We start from the raw sequence: 22871 nt of genomic DNA on the forward strand, positions 1-22871 counted from the left end.
CACCCTCACTTCGCAGCCTCGACGGCTTCGATGAGGATGCGGCCGAACACGTCGGCCGCCACGCGGTGGCCGAAGCGGTCTTCCACCAGACCGCGCGCGGCGCGTGACAGCTTCAGGCGAAGCGCACCGTCGGCGATCAGCTTCAGCGTCGCATCGGCCAGCGACTCGGCGCCATCGGCGCGCAAGAAGTGGGTGCCATGGTCCACATCCAGGCCCTCGATGCCGATGGTGGTCGACACGACCGGGAGGCCCATGGCCATGGCCTCGAAGGCCTTGATGCGCGTGCCGCCGCCCACGCGCAGCGGGATGACGAAGGCCTGCGCGTCGCGCGCATGGTCACGCACGTCGTCGACGAAGCCAGTGAAGCTCACGCCGGGCACGTTGCGCTGCACCAGCGACTGCGGCGGGTTCTTGCCGACGACGCGCAGTTGCGCGTTCGGCACCTGGGCGCGCACACGCGGCCAGACCTCCTCGATGTAGAAGCGGATGCCGTCGACGTTGGCTTCCCAGTCCATCGAGCCGGTGAAGACGACGACCGGCGCGCCATCGGCCGGCGCCTGCCAGGAGAAAAAATCGAGGTCGACGCCCGTCGGTATGGCGCGGGCCGTCATCAGGCCCTCGGCGGCGAACTTCTTCGCGTCGCGCTCCGACACGGCAACGACGCGTGTGAAACGCGCCAGCGCCTCGCGCTCGAAGCGGCGCATCTTGGCGGCCTGCGAGGCCCACAGCCAGCGCAGCGGTGCACTCGCCGCCGTCTTGGCATGGCGCTCGAAGATCTCGGCTTCGACGTTGTGCGTGAAGCAGACCGTCGCGCCGTTGAGGTTGTCGGGACGCAGCACTGCGGCGTGGACGAAGTCGAAGACGACCACGTCGAAACGCTCGGCCGCCAAGGCCTTTTCAACGGCGGCGACCGCGGCCGGCGTGCGGTCCGCGACGACATTGATGGGCAGTGACGACAGCAGGTCCGGTGCGCGCTGCCAGCGCGGGCGCGGCGCGCTCGGTGCCCAGCCGACGAAGCGGTCGCACTGACGGTCCAGTTCACCCTGCCATTCGCGCTGCTGCTCCGGTGTGGCCGGCGACAGCAGCGTGATGTCGAACAGCCTGCTTTCCTTGAGCCCGCGCAGGATGTTGCCCGTGCGGATCTTGCCGCCGGCGTCGGCCGGGAACAGGAAGACCGGCGAGATGAACGCGACCTTCAGGGGGCGCTCGGGTCGGCTCACCAGCAGATGCCCTCGTACTGCGCGAAGCCAGCGTCACGCAGGTCGGCATAACCGTTCAAGTCCACGACACGCGCGTGCTTGGCAATCGCGATGATGCGTCGGCGCGTCTCGGCGTCCGCATGACCCACGACCACGACCTCGGCACGCGCCAGGGCCGCATCAGGCGTCTCGTGCAGCAGCTTGTCGAGATGGGGAATCTCGCGGTCGATGTATTCCTTGTTCTTGCCCAGCAGCCGCGCGATCTTGACGAACTTGTCGTAGATGGCGAGGTCGAACCCCTTGCCCAGCAGCTTCTCGGCCAGCACGACCAGCGGCGAGTCGCGCAGGTCGTCGGTGCCCGGCTTGAAGGCCAGGCCGAACAGTGCGACCGGCTTGCGGCCGGCGGCGGCGATCAGCTCGTAGGCGCGGCCGATGTGGGCGTCGTTGCTGTCCAGCAGCGAGCCCAGCACGGGAATGTCGACGCCGCGCTCGCGGGCGATGGTCAGGAAGCCCTTGACCTCCTTGGGCAGGCAGGAGCCACCGAAGGCGAAGCCGGGGCGCAGGTAGGCCTTGGAGATGTTGAGCTGGGTGTCGCGGCAGAACAGCTCCAGCACGTCGCGCGAGTCCAGCCCCGTCTCCTTCAGCACCGCGCCGGCCTCGTTGGCGAACACGATCTTCAGCGCATGGAAGACGTTGCACAGGTACTTGACCGACTCGGCCACACCCACGTCGGCCGCGACGAAGTTGCCCGGCACGCCGGTGTACAGACGCTTCATGACCTCGACGCCGGCCTCGTCCAGGCTGCCGACGATGGTCTGCGGCGGGTTGTGGAAGTCCGCCACCGACGAGCCCTCGCGCAGGAACTCGGGATTGAAGACCAGCGACAGCCGGTCACCGATCTTGCGGCCGGCGGCCTTCTCCAGCAGCGGCGCGATGCGCGCGCGCGTCGTGCCGGGTGCCACGGTGCTGCGGATGACCAGCGTGTGCGGGCCGTCCTTCTTGGCGATCTCGGCGCCGATCTGGCCGACGACGGCGTCCAGCGCGGTCAGGTCAGGCATGTAGTTGGGCAGCGACGGCGTGGCGACGGAAATCAGCGAGATCTCGGTGTCGCGCACCGCGGCAGCGACGTCGCGCGTGGCCGTCAGCTTGCCGGCCTTGACGGCGGCGCCGATCAATTCCTCGATGCCCTCCTCCACGACGGGGGACTGGCCGGAGGCGATCAGTTCGACCTTGAGCGGGTTGATGTCCACGCCCACCACCTCGTGGCCGAGTTCGGGCAGGCAGGCGCATGACACCGCGCCGACGTAGCCGAGGCCGAAAACCGAAACCTTCATCTTGTTGTCCTTGTCGAAATCAAGCAGCGGCGCGCGCCGTGGCGGTGCCCAGGCCCGCATTGCGCAGGAAGGCGTCGAACATGAGCAGCACCCACAGCGGCTGGGCGTGGTCCATCACGCCGCGCTCGTGCTGGTCCAGCAGGCGGGCGATGGTGCTCTGGTTGAACCAGCCGGTCTGCGCCAGAGCGCCCTGCTGCAGCGCCTGGCGGGTCTGCTCGCGCAGCGGACCGCGCAGCCAGCGCGCCAGTGGCACGGCGAAGCCCATCTTGGGCCGGTAGAGCACGTCGTGCGGCAGCATCGGCTCCAGCGCCTTCTTGAAGAGGTACTTCCCCTCCTGGCCGCGCAGCTTGAGGTCCGACGGCAGCGTGGCCACCCATTCGACGAGCTTGTGGTCCATCAGCGGCTCGCGCACTTCCAGGCTGTGGGCCATGCTGGCGCGGTCGACCTTGGTGTTGATGTCGCCGGGCAGGTAGGTGTGAATGTCCAGGTACTGGATCAGCGCCAGCGGGTCGTCGGTGTTGGCGCGGCGGGCGTGGTGGTGGAAGACCTCGCTGGCGTGCCAGCCCTGCAGGTCGCGCTTGAAGGCGTCGCTGAAGAGCTCGTTGCGCAGCGGGTCGCGCACCAGGCCCATGGTGTTGAAGTAGGCGTCGACCGAGTTGCGGGCGATGGCCTGGAAGGTGGTCTTGGCGCGGAACACGCGCGGCGCCCAGTCGGCCTTCGGATAAAGCTTCGCCAGCGGGCCGAACACGCCGCGGCGCAGCGCCAGCGGGAAGGCACTGCGCATGCGCTCTTCCATCATGTGCATCTTGTAGCGGCGGTACCCGCCCAGGCTCTCGTCGCCGCCATCGCCGCTCAAGGCCACGGTGACATGCTTGCGGGCCAGCTCGCAGACGCGATAAGTCGGGATGGCGGACGAGTCGGCATAGGGCTCGTCGTACAGGTGCGCCAGCAGGTCGACCAGGCCGAAGTCGTCGCTGTTGACGACCTCCACCCGGTGGTTGGTGCGGTAGCGGTCCGCCACCTGCTGCGCGAACTGGGTCTCGTTGAACTTGGGATCGTCGAAACCGATGGAGCAGGTGTTTACCGGCTGGTCGTCCAGTTGCGCCATCGCCGCGACGACGGCGCTGGAGTCGACACCGCCCGACAGGAAGGCGCCCAGCGGCACCTCGGCCTTCAGGCGCAGCTTGACGGACTCGGAGAGGCGCCGGCGCAACTCCTCGGCGGCCTCCTCCTCGCCGATCTTGGCGTCGAGCGTGAACTTGACGTCCCAGTACCGCTGCGGCTCGCCCAGCGGCTGGCCGCGCTTGACGAGCAGGCGGTGGCCAGGGGCCAGCTTCTGCGCGTGGCGGTAGATGGTCCAGGGGTCGGGGACATAGCCCAGCGCGAAATAAGCCTCCACGGCGCGTGGGTCCATCTCCTGGCGCAGGCCGCCGTGGGCCATCAGGCTCTTCAGCTCGGAGCCGAACAGCAGCCAGCCGTCCTCGGTCATCGCATAGTGCAGCGGCTTCACGCCCAGGCGGTCGCGGGCCATGAACAGGCAGTCGCGCTTGCGGTCGTGGACCATGAACGCAAACATGCCGCGCAGGTGGTGCACGCAGTCCTCGCCCCAGTGCTCCCAGGCGCGCACGATGGCTTCGGAGTCGCTCTTGGTGCGGAACACGTAGCCGTGGCCGCGCAGCTCGTCCATCAGCTCGAGGTAGTTGTAGACCTCGCCGTTGAAGACCAGCGCCACCGACTTGTCGTCGTTGAAGATGGGCTGCTGGCCGGTCGCGATGTCGATGACCGACAGGCGCCGGTGGCCGAAGCCCACGCCGGGCTCGATGTGCAGGTCACCTTCGTCCGGCCCGCGGTGGTGCTGGGACTCGTTCATCCGGTGCAGGCGCTCGCGCTCGGGCAGGCGCTGGCCGCGGGTATCGAACAATCCGGTGATGCCGCACATGGGTGGACCTGGTTCCAGTCATTGGAGAAGCCCCATGCCGGCCCGGCGCGGGGAAAGGCGGATTCTTACCGAGCTTGGTGGCGCCGCCCGGCCATGACGCCGCCGTGCGTGACGTGGCGCACGGGTTCACCCCCTGTCCGGGGGATGAAGGGCCTGCAAGCCGCGGGGGTTGCGGTCGCACGGCAACGCCGATACTTCGGCGCCTCCCACCGCCCTGCCGGCCCTCCCCTTGATCGCCCAGCTGTTCTCCTTCCTGTCCGTCGGCGTGCTCGCCACGCTGTTGCAGTACCTGCTGACGGCCGGTTTCGTGCTGGCGGGCTGGCTGCCGCTGGTGGCGGCCTCGACCGTGGGCTTCCTGATCAGCGCCGCCTTCAACTACTGGGCCAACGCCCGTCTGACCTTCGCCGCCCAGGGCAGCCACGCCGGCAGCCGTTCGCAGCAGCTGCGCTTCGCCGCCATGGTGGCGCTGGGCTGCGCGTTGAACGCCGGCCTGCTGCGCATTGCGCTGGCGTTGGGCCTGCATCCCGTGCTGGGCCAGCTGATCGCCACGGCCGGTGTGCTGGCCAGCAATTTCATGCTCAGCCGCCTCTGGGTGTTCCGCAGACCTTGACCGACGTCCCACCATGGAACTGATCGACCCCACCCGCTTCCCCCGCGCCAGCTGGGCCACCGGCGCCCCGCCGGTCGTCAACTTCGTGCTGCCCTGCTACAACGAGGAAGCGGTGCTGCGCGAGACCGCCAGCCGCCTGGGCACGCTGCTGGGCGAGCTGAAGGCTGCAGGGCTGATCGCGCCGGCCAGTTCGGCCTACTACATCGACGACGGCAGCCGCGACGGCACCTGGGCGCTCATCGAGACGCTGGCCCGCGAGCGCGGCGACGCCTGCGGCATCAAGCTCAGCCGCAACCGCGGCCACCAGAACGCGCTGTTGTGCGGGCTGATGTCGGTGGGCGGCGACGCACTGATCAGCCTGGACGCGGACCTGCAGGACGACCTGTCCATCATCCCGGACATGATCCGCGCCTTCCGCAACGGTGACGAACTCGTCTACGCCGTGCGCCGCCGCCGCGACACCGACACCTTCTTCAAGCGCTTCACGGCCGAGGGCTACTACAAGGTGCTGGCGGCGATGGGCGTGGAGGTCGTCTTCAACCATGCCGACTACCGCCTGATGGGCCGCCGCCCGCTGGAAGCCCTGCGCAGCTATGGCGAGACCCATCTGTTCCTGCGCGGCATGATCCCGCAGCTGGGCTATCGCAGCAGCGTCGTCGCCTTCGACCGCGCCGAGCGCTTTGCCGGCGAGTCCAAATACCCGCTGTCCAAGATGCTCAGCCTGGCCTGGCGCGGCGTCACGTCGTTCTCGGCCGCGCCGCTGCGGGCCATCACCGGCCTGGGCGCCTTCGTGTCGGTGATCAGCGTGGCGCTGGGCCTGTGGGCGCTGTTCGTCCGGCTGTTCACCGAGGTGGCCCTGCCCGGCTGGGCGTCCACCGTGATCCCGATGTACCTGCTCGGCGGCATCCAGCTGCTGAGCCTGGGCGTCATCGGCGAGTACCTCGCCAAGGTCTACGAGGCCAGCAAGCAGCGGCCGCGTTTCCATGTCGAGGCCATCACCGGCCACTGGGGCCAGCCATGAGGGCTGTGCTCGATCGCGCCCGGCCGCTGCACGTCGCCGCGGTCGGCATCGCCGTCGCCATCGCCTACGCGCTGCTGTGCTCGGCGCTGAAGGTCGACGACGTCGATCGCTACTGGCACGAACTGGGCGCCAACAGCTTCTTCTGGGACCTGGGCCACTTGTGGATGCAGCCGCTGGCCATGCTGCTTTACCGCGCCAGCGGCGGCGTGCTCGGCGTCAACCACACACTGGAGGCCATCAACGTCATCTCGGTGGCGATCGGCTGTGCCGTGTTCTTCGCGACGCTGCGCGAGGCCGGCCATGCGGTGCTGAAGAGCGTCGCCGCCGTTGCCTTCGTCGCCGTCAGCTTCAACCTGATCACGCTGGGCCCGACGGCGCACATCAAGCTGATGGTGTTCCCGGCGCTGGCGCTGGCGCTGCACCACGCGATGCGCTGGGAGCGGGCCGAGGCGGCCGGCGAATCGGGCCAGCGCGACATGATCGCCAGCGCCGCCTGGTCGGCGGTGGGCGTGAACCTGCTCGTCAGCGTACTGCCGCAGGCGCTGCTGCTGGCGCTGTTCATGCTGATCCGCGGCGCGCGCCGGCAAGGCCTCGTCAAGGCGATCCGCCATCTGCTGCCCTATGCGCTGACGCTGGCCGTCGTCGGCTTCGCGCTGCTGCTGGCGGCCTACGGGATGGCGCGCCAGACCGGCACGACGCAGGCGCAGGACCTGCTGGGCTTCACGCTGGGCGGCCTGAAGGAAAAGCAGGCCTTGCAGAACTGGCTGGTCTCCTGGAAGGAGATGCCGCTGCGCTTCGCCTTCAGCCTGATCAACAACTTCGCCTTCCTGCCGTCGCTGGGCACGCTGGGCCGTGCCTGGATGTGGGGCTGGCTGCCGGACGTCCAGGCCGTGCTGCCGTCGCTGCTGGGCCAGGCCTTGCTGGCGGCGCTGATCGGCGGCCTGCTGCTGGCCATCGCCGTCGTCGGTGCGCGCCAGGCGCTGCGCAACCGCGAGCCCGGCCTGCTGTCGCCCTGGGCCTTCGTGCTGGGCGCGGCGGCTTTCTCGTATTACTACAACCTCAACGACCCCGAGCACTGGTTCCAGTTCACGCTGCCGGTCACGCTGCTGGCGCTGCAACTGCGCCAGCGCTGGCTGGACGTGCTGCTGCTGGGCGTCGCGCTGCCGGTGCTGCTGGTCGTGAACCTCGCCGGCTACGGCATCCCCAAGGCGCGCTTCGCACTCGCCGAGCGCCAGCAGGCGCTGCAGGCCGCTCTCGGTCCACAGGGGCTCTACATCGGCTTTGCCGCCTACCCCGGTGAGCCGGACAGCAGCCTGTTCGATACGCCCGGCGTCGAGCGCTTCAACATCGACATCGTGCAGATGAACGAGACCAAGGCCGACGTGGGCGCATTGCTGGCCAGGCTGGACGAGAGGGTGGCCGCGGCGTTCGCGCGCGGCGGGCGTGTGCTGGTCTTCCGCGCGCTGGATGACGAGGATTGGCGCGGGCCCGTCATGCAGGTGGCGCTGGCCGGCCTGCCGCGCGCCAAGCTGCGCGAACACCTGGCGGCGCGCTATGCGATCAGCGGCCCGGTCGACGCGGGCGGTTTCCCGGCCTACGAGCTGCGGCCGCGCGCCGCGGACGCGTACAAGGCGCCGTAGGCGGCCATCATGCCGTCGAGGCTGAACTGGCTGCGCACGCGGGCCAGCGACGCCTCGGCCAGCCGCTGGCGCAGCGCCACGTCGCCGATGAGGCGGGCGAGCGCGGCGGCCAATGCCGCGCTGTCCTGCGGCGGCACGAGCAGCCCGTTGGCACCGTCCTCCACCAGCTCCGGGTTGCCGCCCACGTCGGTGGCGACCGGCGCGCAGCCGCAGGCCATGGCCTCCAGCAGCGTGTTGCTGATGCCCTCGGCCTGCGAGGGCAAGGCGAAGATGTCGAAGTGCGGCAACAGCTGGGCCACGTCGCTGCGGTCGCCCGGCAGCCAGGCCTGATCGGCCGCGCCGGCCTGGGCCAGGCGCTCGCGCGCCGCCTCCAGCAGCGGGCCGCCACCAAGCATCACCAGGCGCAGCCGCGGCCAGGCGGCAGGGCACAGCGCGCGCAGGCGCAGGAAGGCGTCGACGAGGTTGAGCGGGTCCTTCACGGCCTGCATGCGGCCCACCGCGCCGATGACGAGATGCTCGCCGCGCCGATAGGGCCAGGCCGCGGGCGCGGCCGTGGCGGGTGCGAAGCGCTGCGTGTCGACGCCGTTGCAGATGCGCAGCACGCGGTCCTGCGCGAAACCGACCGGGCCGGTCAGGTAGGACTCGATCGCCCTGGACAGCGCGACGAAACGATGGGTGCCCACGCCGTAGACGCGGCGCAGGCGCTGGTTGGCGCGGCTGACGCCGCCCAGGTCGTTGGTGTCCCAGCCATGCTCGCTGTGCACGCGCAGCGGCACGCGCGCGGCCCAGGCCGGCAGCTGGAACTCCATCGCGCCGAGGTTGCGCGTGTGCACGACGGCCGGGCACAGCTCGAGCAGCAGCCGGTAGACGCGCGGGTAGAGCCAGAAGCCCTGCCCCGGCGGCTTGTGGAGCGCGATGAACTGCGTGCCCGGCGCCTTGACGCGCTCCTTGAACGCGGTGATCTCGGTCACCGCCACCACGGCATGCCGGAAGGCTGGCAGGTGGTTGATGACGTTGACGACGCCGTTCTCCAGCCCGCCGGTGTCGAAGCGGTGCAGCAGGTGGACGACCAGCGGGCGCTGGTCCTCGCCCGCAGCGGTCACAGGCGCCAGAGGCGGAAGCCCGCGTCCTGCAGCGCCGCTGCGTCGAATGCCGCCTTCACGTCGATGAAGGCGCCACCCTTGACCAGCTTCTTGCCGATCTCCTCGACCGACAGGTTGGCGTACTCGCGGTGCGACACCGCCGCCACGATGGCATCGGCGCGCGGCAGGTCGTCGAAGGGCATCAGGCGCACGCCGTACTCATGCATCGCCTCTTCGGCCTCGGCCTGCGCGTCGGTCACGAAGACCTCGACGCCGTAGGTCTTGAGCTCGTTGATGATGTCGATGACCTTGGAGTTGCGCAGGTCGCCGCAGTTCTCCTTGAAGGTCAGGCCCAGCACGTTGACGCGGGCGCCCTTGATGTAGCTGCCGCTGGCGATCATGTGCTTGATCGTCTGCTCGGCGATGAACTTGCCCATGCCGTCGTTGATGCGCCGGCCGGCCAGGATGACCTGCGGGTGGTAGCCCAGCATGTCGGCCTTGTGCGTCAGGTAGTAGGGGTCCACGCCGATGCAGTGGCCGCCGACGAGGCCCGGCTTGAACTTCAGGAAGTTCCACTTGGTGCCGGCGGCTTCGAGCACCTCGGTCGTGTCGATGCCGAGCTTGTCGAAGATGATGGACAGCTCGTTCATCAGTGCGATGTTGAGGTCGCGCTGCGTGTTCTCGATGACTTTGGCAGCCTCGGCGGCCTTGATGCTGGAGGCGCGGTGCACGCCGGGCTCGACGATCATCTCGTAGACCTTGGCGACCGTGTCCAGCGTCTCGGGCGTGTCGCCGGAGACGATCTTCAGGATCTTGGTCAGCGTGTGTTCCTTGTCGCCCGGGTTGATGCGCTCGGGGCTGTAGCCGACGAAGAAATCCTGCTTCCACTTCATGCCGGATTCGCGCTCCAGCACCGGGATGCAGACCTCCTCGGTGGCGCCGGGGTAGACGGTGCTCTCGTAGACGACGATGGCGCCCTTCTTCATGTGGCGGCCGACGCTGGTGGAGGAGCCGATCAGCGGGCGAAAGTCCGGGATGTGGGCCTCGTCGACCGGCGTGGGCACGGCGACGATGATGAGGTCGGCCTCGGCCAGCATCTTGGGGTCGTCCGTATAGACGGCATGCTTGGCGGCCTGCACTTCCTCGTTGGTCAGCTCGCGGCTCGGGTCGGTGCCGCGCTGGCAGGCCTCGACCTTATGCCGGGCGATGTCGAAACCGATGGTTCGGGTGTGCTTGCCGAACTCCACCACCAGGGGCAGGCCCACGTAGCCGAGGCCGATGACTGCGAGCGTGCTCATGGTCGTTTTCTCGTTGCTGTGATGTCTTGAAGGCGCGTGATTGTCACTGCTTGTGCACGGCGCCGCGGTCGCGGACCCCACGCAAAGCGGTGTCCAGCGGGGCCCAGTTCGTACGCAGGAACTCACGCAGCCGCGCGTCGTCGGCCCCGACCGTGGCCTTGTCGGCATAGACCAGCACGACGGCGGCATCGTCGCCCTGCCCCAGCAGGCCCATGCAGGCACCGTAGAGCTTGGCCTGCCAATCGCTGATGAAGGGGCGGCCGTTGATCCAGTAGGTCTGCCAGACGCGCAGGCGCGGCGCGCTGCTGCCGTCGCCGCTGATGGTGCCCAGGGCCTGCCCGCGCAGTTCAGCGGTCAGCCAGGCCGGCGGCGCGCCGGGCGCGTCGAGCGTCGCCCGCCCGCCGGCCGTCTGCGACCAGTCCTGGTCGGCCCCGTCATTGACCAGCCGGTTCACCGACGTGACGAGCTGGCGGCCATAGCGCTGGTCGCGGTAGTAGCCCACGTAGACACCGATGGCCGGGCCGCCCGCCTCGGGCTCGAAGCGGCCGTGCAGCACGCCGGCCGGGTTCTGGAAGTGCGGGTGCCAGCTGGTCATCGGCTCGTCCTGCCAGCGCCAGCCCGGCAGCACGGGCGCTGCCAGCATGGGCTGACCCTGAGCCGCTGCACCCTGGGCCTGGGAGCGCAGCACCTGCGGCAGCGCCAGCAGCAGCATCGCGGCCAGCACGGCGCCGGACCAGCGTGCGGCGGACGCCGGCTGCGTGGCCGCGTTGGCCGGCGCGGGCTGCGCGTCGGGATCGGGGTCGGACCAGCGTGCGCCGATCATGAACATGGCCAGCATGATGAGGCCGAAGAAGACCCAGCCGTAGATGATGTGGTCCACCCCGACCGCCAGCGTGTTGCCCGACAGGTGGCCGAGCATGACGATCATGTAGGCGCGCAGCCAGTTCGCGATCAGTGGTGTGACGATGGCGACGCCGACGAAGGCCCAGCGCTTGCGGTAGCTGCGGTAGTTCAGGTACGCGAACAACGTGCCGACCATCAACGAGGCCATCAGGTAGCGGATGCCGCTGCAGGCCTGCACGACCGACCAGGAGCCGGTGGGAATGACGAACTGGTTCCCTTCCCGGAACACCGGGATGCCGGTGACGCGCAAGGCCAGCACCGTGAAGTCGGCGGTGCGGTCGATCAACCAGGGCGTCAGGAAATCGCCGAAGGGCACCGCGAAAAACAGGAAGCCGAGCGGGAAGGCGATGCGCCGCGCCGCCTCCGTGCCGAGCACCGCCGGCACCATGACGGCGATCATCCCCATCAGCGCGAACTGCGTCGCCGCGTTGGCGGCCGCGAGGTCGCCCAGCAGCCACAGCAGGCCCAAGGGCAGCATCAGCCAAAGCCAGCGCAACGCGGGCCGGGGCACCAGCACGGCCAGGTCCGCGCGCCGGCGCCAGACCAGCCAGGCCGAGATGGGTGGCACCACCCAGGCGTGGGCAAAAGTTTCCGAGCGGTTCCAGATGACCACCATGGCGGCGCCGGTGTCCCAGTAGAGGGCCGCAAGCAGCCCCCAGGCGAGCGCCAGGCCGAGCAGCGGCAGTCTCCAGGGCCGGGGCAGGTCGATCATGCAGCCTCCAAATGGCGGTCCAGCCCGGCCAGGTGCGCGTCCCAGCTGTAGGCGCCGAGCACGAAGTCGCGCGCGCCGCGGCCCGCCATGTCGGCAGCAGCAGGATCGGCCAGCCAGGCGGCGACATGCTCGACATAACCGGCCGCAGCGTCGGCAGGCAGCAGGCCCGGCAAGGCATCGGCCGTGATCGCCTTGACGCAGCTGCCGGCGGCAACGACCGGCCGTGCCATGGCCATGGCCTCCAGCACCTTGTTCTGGATGCCGCGCGCAAGGCGCAGCGGCGCGACGACGGCGGCCGCATGTTGCAGGTAAGGCCGCACGTCGGGCACGGTGCCCGTCACGTTGACGGCATCGCCAGCGAGCGCGCGCACGGCCGGCGCGGGGCTGCGGCCGACGATGTGAAAGCGCAGCGCCGGGAAGCGCTCGCGCAGCGTTGGCAGCATGTCGGTGGCGAACCAGGTCACCGCATCGATGTTGGGCCAGTAGTCCATCGCGCCGGTGAAGACCAGTGGCAGCTCGCCAGCTGCGAAGGGGCTGGCCCGCGCAGGGTCGGGCGCGAAGACGTCGGCATCGACGCCGTTGCCCAGGGCCGCCAGGCGCAACGGCTGGCCGGGGCTGAGCTCGCGGAACAGCGCGACCTCGTTGTCGGTCACGAAGAAGCTGCATTCGGCCTCGCGCGCGACGCGCTGTTCGAAGCCCAGCAGCTTGGTGAACTCGCGCCGGTAGAGCCAGGACATCGGCCACGCATGCTCGGGCGCGTAGTCGCGCCACTTGGCGGAGTCCACGTCGACGAAATCCACCAGCGTCTTCACGCCCTTCAGGCCACGCGTGTACTGGGCCATCACGCCGCTGAATACGACCACGGCATCAAAGCCCACGCGGGCGGCCGTCTCGTCCACCCAGGCCTGCAGGCCGGCGTCGCGGTAGTAGGGCAGGCTCAAGGGCTCGCCGCTTGCCAGGCCGCGCAGGCTCAGCAGCTTGGCGGTGCGTGGGTGCAGCCTGGCCACGTGCAGGCCGGCGCACAGCTCGCGCACGCGCGGCAGATGCTGTTCGTCGTCGGGGTCGTCGATGAAGCTGCCGAGATGCACCTCGTGCCGCGCCGCCAGATGCTTGAGCAGGTGGTAGGAGCGCACCTTGTCGCCCTTGTTGGGCGGGTAAGGCAGGCGGTGGACGAGGTAGAGGACCTTCATGTCAGCGCCGCACGGCCGCCCGAAAGCGCTGACGCGCCCCCTCGGGGGGGCAGCGAACGAAGTGAGCGTGGGGGCATCTTCAATTGACCCGCCTTCTCAGCCGAGGTTCTTCACGATGAAGGGCCCGAGCCAGTTCGCGACACCGATGGGCAGCTTGCGCCAGGTCTTGATCAGCAGCTGGTATTTCGGGTTGTTCGGGTTGTTCTGGGGGATCGCGTCGCGCTTGAAGAGGCGGTATTCGTAGCTCAGCGGCTGGGGCTCGAAGCCCCAGTTCTTCTTGAACGAGAACGAGCCCGTGCCCTGCTTGCTGCGGCCGTAGTCGAAGACCTTCAGGCCGCGCGCACAGGCACGGCGCATCAGCTCCCAGTACTTGAAGTCGTTGGCGGCCAGGTCGCGCGCGGCCTCGTCGTCGCCGGCGTAGTAGGGCAGCACCTCGTCGCGGAAGTAGAAGCTCAGCACGGAGGACAGCGGCTTGCCATCCGGGCCGGTCACGGTCAGTACCTCGGCGTCCGCACCGAATTCGTCAAGCAAAGCCTGGAAGTACTTCTTCGGCATCGCCGGCGTGCCGTGCCGGTGCACGTTGTCGGCATAGAGGTCGAAGAAGCGGTCGACGCCCGCGTCGACCTCCGCCTTCAGCTCGTTCTTGATGCCCTTGCGCACCATGGCCCGCTGCTTGCGCGGGATGGCCAGCATGTTGGCTTCTTCATCAGGCAGGATTTCCTTGCGGAAGGTGACATAGAGGTCCTGGCGCGGCCAGTCGGCGTGCCGCGTGGCGCCGAGGTTGCGGTACTCGAGATGCTCGGCGCCCTGCCCTCTGGCGATCTTCTCGGCCTCGACTTCGAGGGCCGCCGCCGCCTCGTCGTTCAGCGCGGCCACGCCGCCGTAGACCGCGAACGGCAGGCTGGCCACCGAGTGGCCGAACAGCCGGCTCTTGACCTCCGCCAGCGGCAGCACGCCTTCGATGACGCCGTCACGCTCGGCGTACAGGAAGAAGCCGCGATGTCCGAAGCTGCGTTCGATGACGCGCAGCCAGCCGCTGCGGTGGAAGAAGGTCGCCTGCGGGTGGGCCAGCACGAAGGCGTCCCAGCGCGCGGACAAGGCTTGGTCTTGCGCGGCCAGGCGCGCAATGCGAAGAGGGCTGGTCATTCAGGCCGGGCTCAGCGAGGGCGCGTTCGCGCGCGGGCTGGCCTCGCGGCCGAGGAAGATTTCATCCATCCGGCCCCAGCGGAAGTCGCCCAGCAGGCGGGCGATGCGGTCATGGGTGCGCGGGATGTTGACGTAGTGGCGGAAGCGCGTCTTGGCGTCAATGCCGGCGATGCGCGGCTGCTCGCTGTCGATCTCCCAGGGGTGGAAGTAGAAGACCGCCGGCTCGCCATCGGTCTCGTTGACGCGGCGGATCATCCAGCGCGACAGCGCATAGGGCAGCAACCGGAAGTAGCCGCCGCCGCTGCTCGGCAGGTTGCGCGAGCCGACGCGCAGCGTGGTCACGGGGATCTCCAGCAGCCCCTCGCGCACCGGGTAGGCGAAGCGCGGCGAATCGGGCATTCCGTAGTGGTCGTGGGCGATGGGATAGACGCTGCTGGAGTAGCGATAGCCCGCGTCGCGCAGCACGTCGAAGGCCCAGAGGTTGGCCTTGCCGATGGAGAAGCTCGGCGCGCGGTAGCCGACGACCGGCACGCCGCCGAGGTCCTCCAGCAGCTTCTTGGCGCTGGCGATGTCTTGGAGGAAGGCAGCGGGGCTCAGGTCGCTGGCGCGTTCATGGCCGTAGCCGTGGCTGGCCAGTTCGTGGCCACCGGCGACGATGGCCTTGACGACCTGCGGATAGCGCTCGGCGATCCAGCCCAGCGTGAAGAAGGTGGCGCGCACGTTCTTCTCGGCCAGCAGCGCCAGGATGCGGTCGATGTTGCGCTCGACGCGGCACTCCAGGCCGTTCCAGTCGTCGCGGCGGATGTAGGGCGCGAAAGCCGAAACCTGGAAGTAGTCCTCCACGTCGATGCTCATCGCATTGCGCAGGGCCGGGGTCTGGGTGGGCATCAGCATGGCGATCTCGTTGGATTTCAATGCTGCTTGACCGCGTCGACCAGCTTCTGCAGCAGGGCCAGCGTCTGCAGGTTGATGCGCTCCAAGCGCATCATGCTGCGCTCCAGGCGCTGCAGGCGGTCGGTGTGATGGTCGGCGCTGAGGGCGGCGATCTCGCTGGACAGACCGTCCACCTCGGCGAGGCTCATCTTCAGTCGCGACACGTCAAGCGCGCCAGGCGCGCTGTCGAGCGCGCCGGGACGGCTGTCCGGGAGCTTGGAGGGCGCACTGTCCAGCGCACCGAGGTCGCTGTTGCGCGGCGCCTCACTCTCCTGCGCGATGTCGCGCAGCACCTCCTTCACGTCCGCCAGCGTCAGGTGCGAGCGGCCCTGCATGAAGCCCAGCAGCAGCAGTCGGTCGCACAGCCGGTTGATGCGCCGCGGGATGCCGTTGCTGGCCTTGTGGATGGCCGGAAAGGCGTCGTGGTCGAAGGTCGGCTTGCCGGTGGAGCCCGCGCATTTCAGGCGGTGCTCCATGTAGCGCTGGGTCTCGTCCTCGTCCAGCGGGCCGATGTGGCAGGTGGCCGCAACACGCTGGCGGAACTGCTCCATCTCCGGCTTCTGCAGGATGCTGCGGAATTCCGGCTGGCCGACGAGAAAGGTCTGCAGCAGCGACTGGTTGCTGAACTGGAAGTTCGACAGCATGCGCAGTTCCTCGACCGCGCGTGCCGTCAGGTTCTGCGCCTCGTCCACGATCAACAGGCAACGCTTGCCCTGCGTGACCTGGTTGACGAAGAAGGCCTCCAGCGTCATCAGCAGCTCGGACTTGGGTGCGTCCTTGACGCGCACGCCGAAGGCCGCGCCGACCATGCGCAGCGTGTCCTCGGCGTCGAGCTGGGTCGTCACGACGTTGCCGATGACGACGTTGCTGCGGTTCAGGCTGTCCAGCAGGCCGCGCAGCAGCGTCGTCTTGCCGGCGCCGATCTCGCCGGTGATGACGATGAAGCCGTCATTGCGCAGCACGCCGTAGTCCAGGTAGGCCTTGGCCCGGCGATGCTGCTTGCTGCCGTAGTAGAAGTTCGGGTCAGGGCTGAGCTGGAAAGGCTTGCTGCTCAAGCCGTAGAAGGCTTCGTACATGTCAGTGGTCCCCGGCCGCCCGGAAACACCGACGCGCCCGCTTGGGGGGCAGCGAGCAGTGCGAGCGTGGGAGTCGTTTCATGTCAGAACAGTTGGGTCAGATTGGCGTAGACCGCATTCTCGGTGTACGGCGCGGCGCCTTCGAAGCGGCTGTGACGCGCGCCGAGCTGCCCATTGAGGCGCGGCCCCAGCCGGGCATTCCAGCTGGCGATCCAGCTGGTCAGCTGGATGGCCTGGTTGGCGAAATCGCCCGTGGATTCCTGGCGCGAGGCGGTCAGCGAGACGCCCGACAGCGGCGTCAGCTGGTGACTGGCGGTCAGTGCATAGGACCGCTGCTCGACGCGCGAGGTGTTGGCGAGATCGCCCTGGTTCAGGTTGCTGCCCAGACGCCGCGTGATTGAACGACTGAGCTGCGCGGACAGGCTGCTTCGCACGCCTTGCAGCGTGACGCCGAGTTGCTGGCTGCGCAGCCGGCTCGGACCGGTCGACAGGAACCCGTTGGCCAATGGCGCATCCGGCGACAGGCCTTGCCGTTGAAGTTCTTGCCGCACGCGGATATCGCGCTGGACAGGATCGGGCTCCACCGAAGCAAACAGCAGGAAGAACTGGTCGTAATAGGTGCGCACCCCACCGGGCGCGCCGGTGTTGCCGAGCGTCGTCGTCGACATGTCGGCAAAACGCCAGACCGAGCGTGCCATGCGGTGCTCGAAGGTCAGGCCATGGCTGTTGCCGTAGTCGTGGTACTGCCAGTTGGCGCCCATCCGGGTGCGCGGCGTGGGCGTCCATTCCGCGGTGACGCCGCCAGTCGGGCCGTCCTGCGTGCCAGAACCCAGGAAGTCGTTGCGCTCCCGGCCGGCATCGAGCGTGAAAAACCAGTCCGGGTCGGGGCGGTAGTTCACGCCGGCCTTCAAGGTTTCGCTGCGGTTGGACCGCGCGGTCTTGGGCTTGACCTGCTGAGTGTTGGCCTGTAGCCACCAGCCGAGCATGCCCGCATTCCACTGGTCAATGCGCAGCGTGCCACTGCTGCCGCGGCTGTCGCCGAGGCTGGTGCCGCGCGCCTCGGTGCGTGTGAACTCGCTGCGCAGGTCGTAGGTGGCCACGCCGCCCAACATGCCGCGCAGCGACGGCGCTATCGCAAGCGTGCCGGTTTCATGCTGGTTTTGGTTGGCCAGGTTGTTCACCGCGCCCTGCGAGCCCAGCGTCGGCGCGCTCTGCTGACCGAAGGCTGACGCGTTTTGCTGGCCGATGTTGGCCCGCATGTCGACGAACAGCGTGCGGCTGATCAACTCGGCCTGGGCATTGGCAACCAGCGAGTTCTGGAACCGCGCCGGCTGGTCGCTCTTCAGGTAAGCGATGCCGTTCAACGTGTAGTCCACGCTGCCGCGCAACGAACCGCTGTTGCTGAGGATGCGGATGCCCGGCGACAGCGTCGTGATCAACGCTGCATCCTTGTCGTGTTCCTGAAGGCGCAGGTTGTCTGTCCAGGTCTGCATCACGCCGATGCGAGGCTGGACGATCATGCTCCCGGCCGGAGCAGCGGTCAGGCCTTGCTGGGCATGCGCGGCCATCGCCCAGGCGGCGGCGGCAAAGGCAAGACAGCGCGGCTCAGCTCTGCGCCGAGTCATTGCTGCCATATCCATAGCCGTAGCCATATCCGTAACCGTAGCCGTACCCGTAGCCATAACCGCCGGCGGCATTCGGGCTGGCCTGGTTGAGCAGCATCATCTTGACCGGGCAGCTCTCGATGGTGGCCAGCGCCTGCTGCACGGCGCTCTGCGCCGTCTTCTCTGCATGGACGACGATGATGATCTGACCCATGTGCGAGGCGAGCACGCGGGACTCCGTTGTCAGCAGCAACGGCGGCGAGTCGAAGATGATGATGCGGTCGGGGTAGCGCTTGGCCATGTTGTCCAGCAAATGGCTCATCGCATCGCTGGCGAGCAGTTCCGTGGCCCGCGGGTGCGGCGTGCCGCTGGGCAAGATGGTCAGCTTCTCGACATTGGTGCGCAGCAGCACCTCGGACATGTCGACACGCTCCTCCAGCACGTCGAGCAGGCCTGGGCCCTGGGGGAGGCCCAGCATGCGCAGCACCGACGGGCGCGCCACGTCGGCATCCACCAGCATGACGGTGTTGTCCAACTCGGCCGCGATGCTGAGCGCCAGGTTGATGGACGTGAAACTCTTGCCCTCGCCGGCCAGCGCGCTGGTCACCATCAGCAGGTTGGCGTGGTTGATGGTCGCAGCGCCCTTGCCCATCGCGTTCTTGATCAGCGGCCGCTTGATGACGCGGTACTGGTCGCCCGTCTGCGAGCGCGGCATGTGCGGCATCAGGAAACCCTGGGCGGCCAGCGCCACCACATCGAGCTCGACGCGCTTGGACGACGGATGGGGGCCATCATCAACCAGCGAGATGCCAACCGGGCGCGGGGCGTCGGCGGATGCAGGGGCGGCAGGCACCCCGGCAGCAGCGGTGGGTAGCGGCGTGGCAGCCGGCTGAGCGGCAGACACGATCTGCTCGTCTCCCGGCAGCACCACGCCGGCTTGGCGCAGTTGCTCTAGCCGCTGTGCGGCCTGTTCGATCAAGCTGGTCATGTCAGATCACCTGCCGGCTCAGTTGCACGGCCAAGACCGTCAATGCGACGGCAAACATCACCAACAACCCACCCGCGCCCGCGGAGAAGCGGATCAGGTCGACGCGTTGCCGAACCCGGTCGGCATCGGTCACCAGGCGGGTTACGACGCCCAGAATGGGCAGTTCCACACGCGTGCGCAGGTCGTCGGCATCATGGAAGACCGGCCGCAGCTGGCTGGCCGCGAAGGTCGTGAAAAGGCCGATGCCCAGCGCCGCGGCCATCGACCCGGCCAGCAGCAGCAGGCGGTTGGGCGCGACCGGCTTGGGGTTGGCGCGCGGCGGGTCGATGACACGGAAGTCGGCCACGCCCGAAGCAACGTCCAGTTCGCCCGACATCGAAGCCTGCTCGCGCCGCTGCACCAGATCCTCGTAGTTCTTCTTCTGGATGGCGTAGTCGCGGTTGAGCTGAGCCGCTTCGGCTTCGATCTGCGGTGCCGTCTTCAGCGCGGCCATCGCCTGTGCATAGCGGCTGGAATACTCGTCCACCCGTGCACGCAGTGACGCGACCTGGACTTCGGTGGTGGCCAGGATCCGTACCAGCTCCTGCGACGCGGGGCTACCGCCACCGCCCTGGCCCATGCCCACCATCGGCATCGCTGCGGCCGCCTTGCGCAATTCCGCGATCTCACGCTTGCGCTGCTCTTCCAGATCCTTGATGAGCTTGCGCGTCGAGATGATGTCGGGGTGTTGATCGGTGAAACGCTGCAGCAGGGAGTCCAGATTGCGCCGGTACTCGGCCAGGCGCCCATCGAGTTCGGGCGTCGACACGGCCGCATTGGCTTCCTGCATCAGGCTCTGCTGCGTGCTCTGGCCGCCGCGCGTCTTCTCGGCATCCAGCTGGGCCTTGGCCGCATCACGGGCGTTGACTGCCTCGCGGTATTCCAGGCGGGCCCGTTCAAGCTGGGCGCTGATCTCGGAAATATGCGCCGCCGAATCCTTGCCGTCGCCGGCCATGTTCGACAGATTCTTCAGCCGGAATTCCTTCAGACGCGTCTCCGCTTCTTCCAGCTTGTTCTCGTAGTTCTTGATCTGCTCGTTGATGAAGGTCGTCGCCGTCGACGTGTCTTTGCGCGTAGCCCCCAAGCTGGACTCCACGAAGATGGACACCAGGGATTGCACGACACGCTTGGCGGTCTCGGGGTCGCTGTCCCGGTAGCCGAGGATGTAGAGGTTGTCGCGGCCGCTGCTCTGGATGGAGAGGTTGCTCGTCACCGTCTCGATGGTGGCTTCCTGCTGGGCCTTGGACTGGTTCTTCAGGTCCAGGTCGGCCATGCGGACCAGCTTCTCGACATTGGGCCGGCTGATCAAGGTGCGGCTCAACATCGTCACCTGCTGCTCGACGTTGGGCTGCACGGCGAGGCCGGACATCAACGGCTTCAGGATGGACTGCGTGTCCACGTAGATGCGGGCGCTGGCCTCGTAGCGATCCGGCAGCACGAACACGACAACGGCGCCGACCAGCCCCGTCACCCACGCGACGACCAGACCGACCCAGCGGTACTTCCACATCCGCCGAACAATGATCAGCAGCTGGGCAATGAGAACTTCCATCGGGAACAGTCTCGGTTGTATCGATCAGGGGAGAGAGGCGCCTCGCGGCCGCCGCCCTCAATTTCAGAACAGGCTCTGCGGAATGATCAGGATGTCGCCAGGCCGCATTTCGACATTGGCCGACACGTCGCCGCGCTTGATCAGGTCCTTCAGCCGCACCGAATACTGCTTGTTGCCCTCGGCCGTGCGCAGGATGGTCGCGCTGTTGCCAGCCGCGAAATCGGTCAGGCCGCCGACGGCGATCATCACGTCGAGCACCGTCATCTTCTGCTTGTAGGGCAGGAATTGCGGCTTGGCCGCCTCGCCGACGACGCGGATCTGCTCGCTGTACGGGCCGACGAAGCTCGTCACGATGACAGTGACGACCGGGTCGCGCACATACTTGCCGAGCGCTTTCTCGATCTCCCGCGCCACCTGTACCGAGGTTTTGCCATGCACCAGCATCTCATCAACCAACGGGGCAGCGATCTTGCCGTCGGGACGCACCGGCACCGACATCGACAGCTCCGGATTGCGCCAAACCATGATGTTGAGGTTGTCACCGGCGCCGATGACGTAGCTGTAGTCGTCGGTCGCCACTTGTGCCGGCGCTGGTGTGTTGTTTGACTGCATCAAAGAGCAGGCCGACAACCACAGCGCGGCGCTGGCGATCAGCAGACGCTTGCCATCGATCAGGTGGTTGGCAGACAGGGCACGGATCATCGAAGAGACAAAGCGCTTCAAGGGCAACTCCATTGGGTTCTAGGGCGGCGACGGCCGGCCTGCATCCAGCGCCGCCGCCGGCAGGCGCAAGTGAGCAGAACATGATGCCATAGGCATGCCGAGTCGCCGCCCCGGGACCCCGCGAGTGAATGACAATGTTCACCGAAAGATGGGCCGCGCACCCCGCTGATCGAAGGACGCCATGCCAAGACCTCCACTGCCCGCCCTGGACGCCTGGCGTCAGCTCCTCGGCGCCGAGAACGTGCTGACGGATGGAGCCATCCCGCAACGCTATTGCCAGGACACCAGCGATAGCCCACAGCGGCCCGCCGCTGTGCTTCGGGTGGCTGCAGCGACTCAGTTGCCTGGACTGATGCGCATCGCCGCGGAGTTCCGCCTCGCAGTGCATCCCATCAGTACGGGAAACAACTGGGGCTATGGCAGCGCGCTGCCTACCTCGGACTGCGTGACACTCATCGATCTCGGCGCGTTGCAGGCCATCGTGGATTTCGATCCCGAGCTCGGCGTGGTGACGGTGGAGCCCGGCGTGACCCAAGGCATGCTCGCCGACTTCCTGGACCGTGGCGGCCACGACTACATGGTCCCGGTGACTGGCGCCGGGCCGAACTGCAGCGTGCTGGCCAATGCGCTGGAACGCGGCTATGGCATCACACCGCATGCCGACCATTTCTCGGCCGTCACCGACCTGGAAGCCGTGCTTGCCGATGGCAGCATCCATCGCAGCGCACTCGCCGAAGCTGGCAGCCCGGAACTTGCTCGGCTGTTCAAGTGGGGGATCGGCCCTTATTTCACCGGCCTGTTTTCACAGAGCGGCTTTGGCATCGTCACGAAGATGAGCATCGTCCTGGTGCGGCGACCGCAATGCGCCAAGGTCTGCCTGTTCAGTCTGGCGGACGACAAGCTGCTGGAAGCGGCCGTACAAAGGGTGAGGCGGTTGCTCGTTGAGTTGCCGGGAACGCTGGGTGGCGTCAATCTGATGAACAGGCACCGGGTGCTGGCCATGACGGCACCCTACCCCGATGCCAGCCAACTGGACGCGCACGGGCTGATGCCGCCGGACCTGGTCGAGCAACTGGGGCGCGCGTATCAGATCGCCCCATGGACGGGGTTTGCCACCCTCTATGGCCGACGCAGTGTCGTCGCCGCTGCGCAGAAAGAGATTCGCCGCGCGTTCAAGGGAGTCGGTAGCCGGCTGCTCTTCCTGTCGCCTCGACAGGCCGGGTGGCTCACCGCATTGGCCCGCCGCCTGCCCGGCGGCATGGGGGAGCGGCTGGGGCGCAGTGCAACGACGCTCAATTCCTCGCTGGAACTGGTTCAGGGCCGGCCCAATGAAACCGCCCTGCCGCTGGCGTATTGGCGTGCACGGCTGCCCCAGCCGGCGGCCGGTCGCAACCCGGCGGCAGATGGCTGCGGCTTGCTTTGGTATGCACCGTTGATTCCGATGCGTCCCGCGGACGTCAGACGTTTCGTCAACTTCGCGCGGCACGAGCTTCCGCGTTTGGGCATGGAGCCGCTGATCACGTTGACCAGCCAAGGCGACCGACTGTTTGACAGCACTGTGCCACTGCTCTTCGACAAGGGCGACAGCACTGCTTCAACCGCCGCCAGTACGGGTCTTGAACACCTCATTGAGGCCGGACGACGGCTGGGCTTTTATCCCTATCGTCTGCATGTCCAGAGCCAAGCCGCTCACCTGGCAAGGCAGACCGAGAACGCCAGCGTGGCTTCACGCTTGCGCCAAGCCTTGGACCCGCTGGATCTGATCGCGCCTGGACGATATGCCGGCCGGCACCCGCAAGACCGCTGAGTAGCGCGGCCAGCAGTTCGGCTGCCCGTGGCCGCTGCATAAGCACCGGTTTGCGCCTTTGACCGCCGGCAAAAC

The 22871-nt window shown here is 67.9% G+C and carries 18 protein-coding genes; 4 read left to right on the plus strand and 14 right to left on the minus strand.

Annotation, left to right across the window (positions count from 1 at the left end; genetic code table 11):
* Positions 1 to 5: 5 nt before the first annotated feature.
* Genes ASD35_RS20995 through ASD35_RS21005 form a run of 3 tightly spaced genes read right to left on the minus strand, consistent with a single transcriptional unit; the run spans position 6 to position 4472 of the window.
* Positions 6 to 1220 carry a glycosyltransferase family 4 protein gene (locus ASD35_RS20995; RefSeq protein WP_056876884.1) on the minus strand — a complete coding sequence of 405 codons (1215 nt, stop codon included), beginning with the start codon at positions 1218 to 1220 and terminating at the stop codon, positions 6 to 8.
* The gene (locus tag ASD35_RS21000; protein ID WP_056877461.1) at positions 1217 to 2533 is read right to left on the minus strand and encodes a nucleotide sugar dehydrogenase; all 1317 of its coding nucleotides are present in this window, start codon (positions 2531 to 2533) and stop codon (positions 1217 to 1219) included. Before ASD35_RS21000 ends, ASD35_RS20995 begins: the two co-directional genes overlap by 4 nt.
* Before the next feature lie 19 nt (positions 2534 to 2552).
* Positions 2553 to 4472 (minus strand): XrtA/PEP-CTERM system amidotransferase, encoded by a 1920-nt coding sequence (locus ASD35_RS21005; RefSeq protein WP_056876885.1) that lies wholly within the window; start codon positions 4470 to 4472, stop codon positions 2553 to 2555.
* 229 nt (positions 4473 to 4701) lie between these two features.
* On the opposite strand from ASD35_RS21005, the gene ASD35_RS21010 reads away from it, so the two are divergent.
* Genes ASD35_RS21010 through ASD35_RS21020 form a run of 3 tightly spaced genes read left to right on the plus strand, consistent with a single transcriptional unit; the run spans position 4702 to position 7743 of the window.
* Positions 4702 to 5082 (plus strand): GtrA family protein, encoded by a 381-nt coding sequence (locus ASD35_RS21010; RefSeq protein WP_056876886.1) that lies wholly within the window; start codon positions 4702 to 4704, stop codon positions 5080 to 5082.
* A gap of 13 nt (positions 5083 to 5095) precedes the next feature.
* The gene (locus ASD35_RS21015) at positions 5096 to 6103 is read left to right on the plus strand and encodes a glycosyltransferase family 2 protein (protein WP_082580322.1); all 1008 of its coding nucleotides are present in this window, start codon (positions 5096 to 5098) and stop codon (positions 6101 to 6103) included.
* Complete coding sequence (locus ASD35_RS21020) at positions 6100 to 7743, plus strand: hypothetical protein (protein ID WP_157275687.1); 1644 nt, start codon at positions 6100 to 6102, stop codon at positions 7741 to 7743. Before ASD35_RS21015 ends, ASD35_RS21020 begins: the two co-directional genes overlap by 4 nt.
* Here the strand turns inward: ASD35_RS21020 and ASD35_RS21025 are convergent.
* The 11 genes from ASD35_RS21025 to ASD35_RS21075 form a co-directional block, all read right to left on the minus strand.
* Entirely contained in the window at positions 7698 to 8846 is a 1149-nt protein-coding gene (locus ASD35_RS21025; RefSeq protein WP_056876888.1) for a TIGR03088 family PEP-CTERM/XrtA system glycosyltransferase, read from the minus strand. The two genes, ASD35_RS21020 and ASD35_RS21025, sit on opposite strands and share 46 nt — an antisense overlap.
* The gene (locus ASD35_RS21030) at positions 8843 to 10123 is read right to left on the minus strand and encodes a nucleotide sugar dehydrogenase (RefSeq protein WP_056876889.1); all 1281 of its coding nucleotides are present in this window, start codon (positions 10121 to 10123) and stop codon (positions 8843 to 8845) included. Before ASD35_RS21030 ends, ASD35_RS21025 begins: the two co-directional genes overlap by 4 nt.
* 43 nt (positions 10124 to 10166) lie before the next feature.
* Positions 10167 to 11738 carry an exosortase A gene (gene xrtA / locus ASD35_RS21035; protein ID WP_056876890.1) on the minus strand — a complete coding sequence of 524 codons (1572 nt, stop codon included), beginning with the start codon at positions 11736 to 11738 and terminating at the stop codon, positions 10167 to 10169.
* Positions 11735 to 12928 carry a TIGR03087 family PEP-CTERM/XrtA system glycosyltransferase gene (locus tag ASD35_RS21040; RefSeq protein WP_056876891.1) on the minus strand — a complete coding sequence of 398 codons (1194 nt, stop codon included), beginning with the start codon at positions 12926 to 12928 and terminating at the stop codon, positions 11735 to 11737. Before ASD35_RS21040 ends, xrtA begins: the two co-directional genes overlap by 4 nt.
* A 96-nt stretch (positions 12929 to 13024) precedes the next feature.
* The gene (locus tag ASD35_RS21045) at positions 13025 to 14074 is read right to left on the minus strand and encodes a FemAB family XrtA/PEP-CTERM system-associated protein (RefSeq protein WP_056876892.1); all 1050 of its coding nucleotides are present in this window, start codon (positions 14072 to 14074) and stop codon (positions 13025 to 13027) included.
* The gene (locus ASD35_RS21050; RefSeq protein WP_200956078.1) at positions 14075 to 14968 is read right to left on the minus strand and encodes an XrtA system polysaccharide deacetylase; all 894 of its coding nucleotides are present in this window, start codon (positions 14966 to 14968) and stop codon (positions 14075 to 14077) included. It abuts the gene before it with no gap.
* A gap of 17 nt (positions 14969 to 14985) precedes the next feature.
* Positions 14986 to 16083 (minus strand): XrtA/PEP-CTERM system-associated ATPase, encoded by a 1098-nt coding sequence (locus ASD35_RS21055; RefSeq protein WP_056876893.1) that lies wholly within the window; start codon positions 16081 to 16083, stop codon positions 14986 to 14988.
* Between the two features lie 83 nt (positions 16084 to 16166).
* Positions 16167 to 17765, minus strand: a complete 1599-nt coding sequence (locus tag ASD35_RS21060; RefSeq protein ID WP_162254500.1) for a TIGR03016 family PEP-CTERM system-associated outer membrane protein — start codon at positions 17763 to 17765, stop codon at positions 16167 to 16169.
* Positions 17689 to 18675 (minus strand): XrtA-associated tyrosine autokinase, encoded by a 987-nt coding sequence (locus ASD35_RS21065; RefSeq protein WP_056876895.1) that lies wholly within the window; start codon positions 18673 to 18675, stop codon positions 17689 to 17691. Before ASD35_RS21065 ends, ASD35_RS21060 begins: the two co-directional genes overlap by 77 nt.
* A gap of 1 nt (position 18676) precedes the next feature.
* Positions 18677 to 20266, minus strand: coding sequence for an XrtA system polysaccharide chain length determinant (locus ASD35_RS21070; RefSeq protein WP_056876896.1), 1590 nt, complete (start codon positions 20264 to 20266; stop codon positions 18677 to 18679).
* Positions 20267 to 20329: 63 nt separating this feature from the next.
* Complete coding sequence (locus ASD35_RS21075; RefSeq protein ID WP_369819240.1) at positions 20330 to 20878, minus strand: XrtA/PEP-CTERM system exopolysaccharide export protein; 549 nt, start codon at positions 20876 to 20878, stop codon at positions 20330 to 20332.
* Positions 20879 to 21170: 292 nt separating this feature from the next.
* Between ASD35_RS21075 and ASD35_RS21080 the strand changes: the two genes are divergently transcribed.
* Positions 21171 to 22796 (plus strand): FAD-binding oxidoreductase, encoded by a 1626-nt coding sequence (locus ASD35_RS21080; protein ID WP_056876898.1) that lies wholly within the window; start codon positions 21171 to 21173, stop codon positions 22794 to 22796.
* The last annotated feature ends 75 nt before the right edge of the window (positions 22797 to 22871 follow it).

The organism is Pelomonas sp. Root1444, from assembly GCF_001426885.1.
Classification (GTDB): Bacteria; Pseudomonadota; Gammaproteobacteria; order Burkholderiales; family Burkholderiaceae_C; genus Pelomonas.

What these genes read in the sequence shown, in the direction of transcription:
- ASD35_RS21070 (WP_056876896.1), bottom strand. Translation starts at nt 20,266, where the DNA reads ATGGAAGTTCTCATTGCCCAGCTGCTGATCATTGTTCGGCGGATGTGG.
- ASD35_RS21030 (WP_056876889.1), bottom strand. Translation starts at nt 10,123, where the DNA reads ATGAGCACGCTCGCAGTCATCGGCCTCGGCTACGTGGGCCTGCCCCTG.
- ASD35_RS21065 (WP_056876895.1), bottom strand. Translation starts at nt 18,675, where the DNA reads ATGACCAGCTTGATCGAACAGGCCGCACAGCGGCTAGAGCAACTGCGC.
- ASD35_RS21055 (WP_056876893.1), bottom strand. Translation starts at nt 16,083, where the DNA reads ATGTACGAAGCCTTCTACGGCTTGAGCAGCAAGCCTTTCCAGCTCAGC.
- ASD35_RS21000 (WP_056877461.1), bottom strand. Translation starts at nt 2,533, where the DNA reads ATGAAGGTTTCGGTTTTCGGCCTCGGCTACGTCGGCGCGGTGTCATGC.
- ASD35_RS21005 (WP_056876885.1), bottom strand. Translation starts at nt 4,472, where the DNA reads ATGTGCGGCATCACCGGATTGTTCGATACCCGCGGCCAGCGCCTGCCC.
- ASD35_RS21040 (WP_056876891.1), bottom strand. Translation starts at nt 12,928, where the DNA reads ATGAAGGTCCTCTACCTCGTCCACCGCCTGCCTTACCCGCCCAACAAG.
- ASD35_RS21015 (WP_082580322.1), top strand. Translation starts at nt 5,096, where the DNA reads ATGGAACTGATCGACCCCACCCGCTTCCCCCGCGCCAGCTGGGCCACC.
- ASD35_RS21020 (WP_157275687.1), top strand. Translation starts at nt 6,100, where the DNA reads ATGAGGGCTGTGCTCGATCGCGCCCGGCCGCTGCACGTCGCCGCGGTC.
- ASD35_RS21050 (WP_200956078.1), bottom strand. Translation starts at nt 14,968, where the DNA reads ATGCTGATGCCCACCCAGACCCCGGCCCTGCGCAATGCGATGAGCATC.
- ASD35_RS21080 (WP_056876898.1), top strand. Translation starts at nt 21,171, where the DNA reads ATGCCAAGACCTCCACTGCCCGCCCTGGACGCCTGGCGTCAGCTCCTC.
- ASD35_RS21045 (WP_056876892.1), bottom strand. Translation starts at nt 14,074, where the DNA reads ATGACCAGCCCTCTTCGCATTGCGCGCCTGGCCGCGCAAGACCAAGCC.
- ASD35_RS21060 (WP_162254500.1), bottom strand. Translation starts at nt 17,765, where the DNA reads ATGGCTACGGGTACGGCTACGGTTACGGATATGGCTACGGCTATGGAT.
- ASD35_RS21075 (WP_369819240.1), bottom strand. Translation starts at nt 20,878, where the DNA reads ATGCAGTCAAACAACACACCAGCGCCGGCACAAGTGGCGACCGACGAC.
- xrtA (WP_056876890.1), bottom strand. Translation starts at nt 11,738, where the DNA reads ATGATCGACCTGCCCCGGCCCTGGAGACTGCCGCTGCTCGGCCTGGCG.